This window comes from Nocardioides sp. GXQ0305, from assembly GCF_050880345.1.
Lineage (GTDB): Bacteria > Actinomycetota > Actinomycetes > Propionibacteriales > Nocardioidaceae > Nocardioides.
Genome location: NZ_JBNYXG010000002.1, coordinates 515,647 through 522,145, shown reverse-complemented (window position 1 = coordinate 522,145; position 6,499 = coordinate 515,647). Strand labels below are relative to the sequence as shown.

Genomic DNA, 6,499 nt, shown 5'->3' with positions numbered 1-6,499 from the left:
CCCGGGCCTCGACGGCACCGCCGCCGCGACGTCCGCGCGGCGTCCGGGCCCGCAGCTGGTCCGGACGGGCGACGTGGACGGTGCCGTCGGCAGCCTCCACGACGGGGGCCGCCCCGAGCTCCCGCAGTCGCGGGAGCAGCACGTCGAGCGGCAGGTCGCTGATCACCACGGTCGGAGCCAGCCGGCGCAGGTGCAGCGCGTCCGCCTTCGGGTGGTGCAGCAGCTCGGTCAGCACCGTCTCGTCGTCGGCGCGTAGGAAGGACTCGGCGTGGCCGGCGCGGACGCTCCCGAAGGTGCGTGCTGCGTCGTCCACGAGGTAGCGCAGTGGCTGCGGCACCTCGGTCGCCGCCACCGCGTCGAGGAACACGTGGACCTCGTGCGCCGACCAGCCCTGGTCGAGCGCGCGTCGCACCGAGCGGGGGGTGAACCGGTAGACGGTCGCACCCCCGCGCGACTCCACGTCGGCGAGCAGGTGCAGGCGGCGGCCGACGGTGGACTCCAGGGGGCCGGGCGCGACGGCGGTCAGGTCGGCCTGGAGCACCACCTGCGAGACGGGGGGCGGCAGCAGCGACTCCAGGACGGAGGCGGCCGTGTCGTCACCACCGTCGAGGAGCTCCCGGCCGTGGGCCGCGAGGCCTCCGAGCCCCGTGACCCCGAGCACCGCTGACTCCTCCACGGCTGCGGCGACCTCCGTGGCCCGGGACGCCGGCCGGCGCGGGCGCTGCCACGCGACCCGGGCCACGAGCGAGGGCACCCCGGTGCCGCTCGCGAGCACCTCCCCCGCGGGCAGCCCGGCCATCGCGGCCAGCGCCATCCGTCGCGACTCGGCCACGGTCGGGCTGGTGAGGTCGGGCGCGAGCGCGTTGCGGCCCTTGCCGGCCGCGTCGCGGGTGCCGACCAGCGCGGGGTCGCGGACCGTCCGGAGCCACGCCGAGGCGAGCGCCAGCCAGCGTCGCGCCGGGTCGGCGGCCAGCCACGCGTCGTAGGCGTCGGTCGGCACCCGCACCTGGTCGCCGGCCGCGTCGGCGCGGGTGGCGAGCAGTCCCGCCTCCGCCGCCACCTCGACCAGGAGCGCCGTCACCCGTTCGGTGGCGTGCAGCAGTGCCGCGGCCGCCTTGAGGTCCCGGACCGCGAGCCCGCCCGACCGCAGCTCGGCGGGCGGCTCCACGCCCCAGTGGTCGAGCAGCAGCTCCACCCGGTGGACCGCCTCCGACGCCGCCCCCGCGGCCGCCCGGTCGACGAGCGAGGCCTCGCGGGGCGTGGTCGCGAGCGGCGGTACGTCGCCGACCGGCTCGCGCGTCGTACGACCGCCGCGCAGCGCCAGCGCGACCTCGCCCGGGAGGGTCACCAGTCCGTCGTCGCGAGGGACCAGCAGCCGCCGCGCCAACAGCTCCTCCGCCGGGGAGGCGGCCTCGTCCGGGGTGACGTGACGGCGGGCGGCGCCGGTCGTGGCCTGCCCGCCGTGGGCGTCGACGTGGTCGAGCATCCGCCGCGCCGGCTCGCTCAGGTCGCCGAGCAGCGCGGTCACCCGGGCGGGTTCCAGCGGTGGCTCGGACCGGGGCCGGATCCCGCTGGCGCCGGGGGTGCCGGGGGCCAGGGCGGCGACGCCGGTGAGTGCGCGCAGCCCGCCGCGGGCGTGCCACACGAGCGCCAGGTCGGCCAGGCGGTCCACCGCTGCCGAGGTGTCCGCGGGGTCGGCGTCGACGAGCGGCAGCAGCTGCTCCTCGCTGACCGGGCCGACGACGCAGACGGCGTCGAGGACGGCCAGCTCGAGGTGGCTCAGCCGGTCCAGCGCCCGCGCCAGCGACGCTCGCGTCGCCGCCCGCGAGGCCAGCTGGCCGGAGTCCTGCGGCGCGGGGGTGGCGAGGTCCGGGCGCTCGCGCAGCAGCCGGGTGAGCCGGTCGTCCGACCACCCGCGCAGCTGGTCGGCGAGGGAGCGGTGGCCCTCGCCGTTAGCACTCGCTCCCGACATCCCCTCAACGCTACCCGCCCGTCCGGCGCCCGGACGCCGTACGCTCGGCCCACCCGGGAGGTGTGATGGAGCAGGTGGAGCTGCGCTACGGCGTCCGGACCGACGTCGGTCGGGTCCGCGAGGTCAACGAGGACGACCTGCTCGCCGCTCCGCCGGTGTTCGCCGTCGCCGACGGCATGGGCGGCCACGACAGCGGTGACATGGCGAGCCGGACCGCGGTCGAGGAGCTGCGCCGGCTGGCCGACGACGGCTACGAGCACGGGCGTGCCGACGAGGCCGTCGTCGAGGCGCTGGACCGGGCCCAGCAGCGGATCGCCGACTATGCCGCCGAACGGCGTGCCGAGGGCCTCCGCAGCAGTCCCGGCACCACCGCCGTGGCCGCCGTGCTGGTGGAGACCGAGGACGGCCCCGCGTGGCTGGTCGCCAACCTGGGCGACTCGCGCTGCTACCGGCTGGCGCACGGGATGCTCGAGCAGGTCAGCGTCGACCACAGCCTGGTGCAGCACTACATCGACGCGGGCCAGATCACGCGGGCGGAGGCGGCGTACCACCCCGAACGGCACGTCGTGACGCGTGCGCTGGGTGCACCCGGCACGCCGCGGCCCGACCTGTTCGTCGTCCCCCTCGTGGACGCGCCACGCCTGCTCCTGTGCACCGACGGCATCAACGGGATGATCGACGACGCCACCATCGCCGCGGTGCTGCGCGACCTCGACGACCCGGAGGAGGCGGCCGCGCGGCTGGTCGACGAGGCGCTCGAGGCCGGTGGCCGCGACAACGCGACCGCGGTCGTCGTGGACGTCGTGGGAGGGGTCCGGTGACGCCGGCCCGTACCGTCGTCCCCGGCTCCTGGTACGCCGTCCTCGGTTCCGGCGCCGTGGTGCTGCTGCCCCCCGAGGAGAAGCGCCGGGTGCCGGCGGTCTGGGCGCTGGTCGACGAAGGGGCTGGGTTCGACGAGGTGCTCGACGCCCTGATCGCCGACGGGCTGCGGGACCTCTCGGGCTTCGCGCTGGTGAGCAACCGTGCCGGCGAGGCCCGGGTGGTGATCCGCGGCGGTGTCACCGCCGTGCTTGCGACGCCCGACGGTGAGGTCCGCGTCGCGGGCGCGACGGCCGCGACCTGGGTGGAGCGCGAGGTGCGCCACGTCGACGGGCTGCGCGTCGAGGTCGACGGCGAGGCGGACGAGGCCGACCCCGGCGAGGTGCCGCTGGCGCTTCGCGACGGGATCGCGCGCGCTGCCCGGGTCGTCGAGCACGCGGTCGCCGCGCCCGAGCCCGAGCCGGAGCCGGAAGCGGAGCCGGAGCCGGAACCCGAGCCCGAACCCGAGCCCGAGCCGGAGCCGGAGCCCGAACCCGAGCCCGAGCCCGAGCCGGAGCCCGGGCCGGAGGAGGTCGAGACGCAGCTCGTCCCCGAGCAGCCGGAGACTTCGACGGCCGCGCGGCTGTTCCTCTCGCACGGCGAGACCGTCGAGGTGGACCGCCCCGTCGTGCTCGGCCGCGCCCCGGATCCGGCGCGCTCGGAGTCGGCCGATCCGCGCCTGGTGTCGCTGCCCAGCCCGTCGCGGGAGATCTCCTCCACCCACCTGGAGATCCGGCCCGCACCCGGGCCCGACGCCGAGGGAGTGGTCGCCACCGACCTGGGGTCGACCAACGGCAGCGTCGTCGTCCAGCCCGGGATGCCGCCCGAGGAGCTGCCGGCGGGGGTCGCCGTCCCGCTGCTCCCGGGAGCCGTGATCGACCTGGGCGACGGGATCACCATCGAGGTGGTCGGGCCCTGAGCTTCCTGGACCTGCTCTACGACCAGGCGCCGCGGGCCGCCTTCGACCGCGTCGTGCGTGACGCCGAGGAGGCCGGGCTGTCGGAGGCGGAGCTCGCCGACCTGCGCCGGCAGTACGACGTCGCGTTGCGGCTGCGCGAGCTGATCGCGACCCGCCAGGCCCGCGAGACCGAGATGCGGGCGCTCTACGAGACCGCGTCCGACCTGACCGCGATCCGCGACGTCGACACCATCCTCGCCGCGATCGTGCGCCGCGCCCGGCAGCTGCTCGCCGCCGACATGACCTACCTGTCGCTGAACGACGAGGCCGACGGGGCGTCGTACATGAAGGTCACCGACGGGGCGCTCACCCCCGAGTTCCGGTCGCTGCGGCTGCCGCTCGGCACCGGGCTGCTCGGGCTGGTGGCGCAGACGGGCGAGCCGTACTTCACCGAGGACTACCAGTCCGACGAGCGGTTCCTGCACCGCGGCTACATCGACGACGCGGTGGCCGGGGAGAAGATCCGGGCCATCCTGGGCGTCCCGCTCACCGTCGACGGGCGGGTGATCGGCGCGCTGCTCGCGGTCCACCGGGCGGTCCGGCCCTTCCCGGCGCACGAGGTGACCCTGCTGACGTCGTTCGCGGCCCACGCGTCGGTGGCGCTCGAGAACGCCCGGCTGTTCGCCGACCTCGATGCGGCCCACCGGACGATGACCGAGCACACGGCAGCGGTCGAGAGCGCGGCGCTGGCCCACGACCGGCTCACCGACCTCCTCGTCCGCGGCGGCGGCATCGACGAGGTGGCGGGCGTGCTGGCGGAGGTGCTGGGCGGAGCGGTCGCGGTGCACGCGCCGGACGGCGAGCTGCTGGCCGGCGACCCCGCGTCCGGCGACTGGGTCGGCGCGGTGGACGAGGCCGTCACGTCGGGGCGCGCGGTCCGCCACGACGGGCGCTACGTCGCGGTGGCCCAGGCCGGCGCGGAGCACGTCGCGACCCTGGTGCTCGACACCGGCGGCGCCGAGCTCGGGCTGCCCGAGCGCCGTACCCTCGAGCGCGGCGCGGTGATGACGGCGCTGGTGGTGCTGCTCGCGCGGACGGTCGCCGAGACCGAGGACCGGCTCGGCGGCGAGCTCCTCGGCGACCTGCTCGACGCCCGCGAGGAGGCGCTCCCGGCGCTGCGTGAGCGGGCCCGGCGCCGGCAGGTCGGGCTGGACCCGCCGCTCGCGATCGCGGTGGCCACCATCGGCGGCCTGGAGCGGTTCGCCGCCCGCCGCCAGCTGGCGCGGGCCGCAGCCGAGCAGGGCGGGCTCGCCGGCGACCACCTCGGGCGACTGGTGCTGCTGGTGCCCGCCGACGACCCGCTCGCGGTCGGTCGGCAGCTCGCCGACGCGGTGGCCGGCGCCGGCGGGCGGGCGACGGTCGGCGTCAGCACCGCCGACCCCGACCGGCTGCCCGAGGCGTACGCCGAGGCGCGCCGCTGCCTCGACACCCTGGTGACCCTCGGCCGGCAGGGCGAGGTCAGCGACCCGGCCGGCCTCGGCCTGACCCGCCTGCTGCTGGGGGAGAACGGCCCCGAGGAGCTGCGGGCGTTCCTCGAGACCATGCTCGGACCGCTGCTGCGCTACGACGCCCAGCGCGGCACCAGCCTGGTCGAGACGCTGGAGGCGTGGTTCGGGTGCGGCGGTCGGCTCAAGGAGACCGGCGCCGCGTTGCACGTCCACCCCAACACGGTCTCCCAGCGCCTCGACCGGGTCGCGGGCCTGCTCGGCGACGACTGGCGCGAGCCCGCCCGCGCGCTCGACCTGCAGCTGGCCCTCCGCGTGCACCGGCTGCAGCGCTGAATCCGGGGTACTCCAGTGACGAATGGTCCTCGACACGCCGCTGTGAGGGGCCAACTGTCACTGGAGTACCCGCCGGGTCCTGTCGCTCCGACACATCTCTTGGCCACATCTGTGTGGCGGACGCACATGGCTGGCGGACTCGTGCCCCCTAGCGTCGGGGGCATGCCTGAGACGCCGGTCACCCCTGCCAGCCTCGGCGGCCGCGCAGCCGCCGTGACCGGTGGCGCCAGCGGCATCGGCGCGGCCGTCGCCCGGCACCTGGCCGGGCAGGGGGCCGACGTGCTGGTCCTCGACCGCGACGACGAGTCCGCAGCGAAGGTCGCCGCCGACGTGGGCGGCTCCCACCGGACCGTGGACCTGGCCGACCCCGGGGCCGTGGGGGACCTCTCGCTCGACGTCGACGTGCTGGTCAACTGCGCCGGGCTCCAGCACGTCGCAGCGGTCGAGGACTTCGACCCCGACCGGTTCGACCTGATCCACCGGGTGATGCTGCACGCGCCGTTCCTGCTGACCCGACAGGTGCTGCCCGGCATGTACGGCCGCGGTTGGGGCCGCATCGTCCACGTCTCGAGCGTGCACGGCCACCGCGCGTCGGCGTACAAGTCGGCGTACGTCAGCGCCAAGCACGGCCTCGAGGGGCTCTCGAAGGTGATCGCCCTCGAGGGCGCCGAGAAGGGCGTCACGTCGAACACCGTGTGCCCCGGCTACGTCCGCACCCCCCTGGTGGAGGGCCAGATCGCCGACCAGGCCAAGGCCCACGGCATCGACGAGGAGGAGGTCATCGACGACGTGCTGCTGGCGCGCACCGCGCTCAAGCGGCTCGTCGAGCCGGCCGAGGTGGCCGAGATGGTCGGCCTCCTGTGCGGCCCGGCGTCGGCGTCGATCACTGGCTCCTCCTTCCTGCTCGACGGTGGCTGGACCGCCGCCTGA

5 protein-coding genes are annotated in these 6,499 nt (G+C 76.3%); 4 read left to right on the top strand and 1 reads right to left on the bottom strand.

From position 1 onward, the window contains the following. On the bottom strand, positions 1 to 1,972 hold a 1,972-nt coding region (locus ACQ1X7_RS07410), incomplete at its 3' end, for a helicase-associated domain-containing protein (protein WP_432477525.1). A 65-nt stretch (positions 1,973 to 2,037) separates the two neighbouring features. Here ACQ1X7_RS07410 and ACQ1X7_RS07405 point away from each other — a divergent pair. The 4 genes from ACQ1X7_RS07405 (at position 2,038) to ACQ1X7_RS07390 (ending at position 6,499) form a co-directional block, all read left to right on the top strand. Next, on the top strand, positions 2,038 to 2,793 hold the full coding sequence (locus ACQ1X7_RS07405) for a PP2C family protein-serine/threonine phosphatase (protein ID WP_432477524.1): 756 nt from the start codon (positions 2,038 to 2,040) through the stop codon (positions 2,791 to 2,793). Further along, positions 2,790 to 3,749 (top strand): hypothetical protein, encoded by a 960-nt coding sequence (locus tag ACQ1X7_RS07400; protein WP_432477523.1) that lies wholly within the window; start codon positions 2,790 to 2,792, stop codon positions 3,747 to 3,749. The genes ACQ1X7_RS07405 and ACQ1X7_RS07400 overlap by 4 nt, the downstream gene beginning before the upstream one ends. A gap of 53 nt (positions 3,750 to 3,802) precedes the next feature. Then, the gene (locus ACQ1X7_RS07395; RefSeq protein WP_432477522.1) at positions 3,803 to 5,569 is read left to right on the top strand and encodes a helix-turn-helix domain-containing protein; all 1,767 of its coding nucleotides are present in this window, start codon (positions 3,803 to 3,805) and stop codon (positions 5,567 to 5,569) included. A gap of 162 nt (positions 5,570 to 5,731) precedes the next feature. Beyond that, positions 5,732 to 6,499, top strand: a complete 768-nt coding sequence (locus ACQ1X7_RS07390) for a 3-hydroxybutyrate dehydrogenase (protein WP_432477521.1) — start codon at positions 5,732 to 5,734, stop codon at positions 6,497 to 6,499.